Below are 1,286 nucleotides of genomic sequence, written 5' to 3'. Positions count from 1 at the left end.
GGGTTAATACTCATTTTGTGTGTACAGGATAGGGGTCTTGGCCAGTAGTCCGTAAGGCTTCAGGGGTGTGTACATGCTCTGAAAGCATGTGGGGTGACCGGTTCTAGGAATCAGCCCCGATGTGGTGTATGCGCAAACAAGCTCGTCAAGAACGGTAAGACCACCGCTGGACGGACGCGCTGGCGCTGCAAATCCTGCGGCGCTTCGACAACCCAACACCGGCCGGATATCACCCGGCACGCTGAGTTCCAGGCGTTCTTGTCCTGGCTGTCCGGTCCTGCTGGGATCAACCGGCTCGACGTGAGCGCATCGACGTTTAGACGCCGAACGGCTTGGTGCTGGAACGTCACACCGACCATCGTGCCGACTGGCGAAATCCATCACCAGATCATGCTCGATGGCACCTATTTCAACGGCTGGTGCGTCCTCATCGCTCATACCGGCTGCCATGTCATCGACTGGCAGTGGTGCGACCGGGAAAAGCTCGCCTCCTGGACAGCGCTACTGGCCCGGATCCCGGCACCGGCCTACGCGATCGTCGATGGCAACGGGCCGTTGCGGAAGGCTTTGAAGAACTGCTGGCCGGATACGAAGATCCAACGCTGCTTCTTCCACATCCGTAACGCCGCCCACCGGCATCTGACACGCACACCGAAACTGCCAGCCAACCAGCAACTCCTAGCCCTGTACAAGGCCCTTTCCACCGTGAGCAGCCTGGATGAAGCAGCCGCCTGGACGGCCTCGTTCCTCAGCTGGGAAGCGACCTGGCAGACGTTTCTCAATCACCGCACCTACGCCGGGAAGAACACACCCCGGCCAGCGCACGCGAATCCGAACCAGAAATGGTGGCACACCCACATTCGAACCCGACGCGCACACAAACTGATCACCGGGCTCCTGGCCGCCAACGAACTGTTCACCTGGCTAGATCCCGACGCACCGAAACCTGTTGCTGCGACCACGAACCCGTTAGAAGGCGGTCCGAACAAAGCAATCAAGGACTTCCTCAGACACCACCGCGGACTCACCGCCGACCATGCCCGCAGCGGCGTCGACTGGCTGCTCTACCAGCACACCGAACACCCCCGCGACCCCTGGAGCTTCGTCACCGAAGCCCACTGGAACCCGCCCAGAACAAGGCCACAAGCCCCTACCGATGAGCTCATCGGGCCAGCCGCCTACGACACCGCTTTCAGCTACGAAGACGGCATCGGAATCCAACAAGGATGGGCCGGCAGACACCACTGACACGCCGAACCCATACACACATTTTGAGCATTAACCCG

At 60.6% G+C, this 1,286-nt stretch carries 1 protein-coding gene; it reads left to right on the top strand.

The window, feature by feature from the left end; genetic code table 11:
- The first annotated feature begins 93 nt into the window (after positions 1-93).
- Positions 94-1,248 carry an IS1249 family transposase gene (locus HMPREF3172_RS05635; RefSeq protein WP_083281439.1) on the top strand — a complete coding sequence of 385 codons (1,155 nt, stop codon included), beginning with the start codon at positions 94-96 and terminating at the stop codon, positions 1,246-1,248.
- Positions 1,249-1,286: the final 38 nt, after the last annotated feature.

Origin of the sequence: Brevibacterium sp. HMSC08F02 (assembly GCF_001807555.1) — a bacterium.
GTDB classification, from domain to species: domain Bacteria; phylum Actinomycetota; class Actinomycetes; order Actinomycetales; family Brevibacteriaceae; genus Brevibacterium; species Brevibacterium ravenspurgense.
This window is presented reverse-complemented; position numbering and strand designations above follow the sequence as displayed.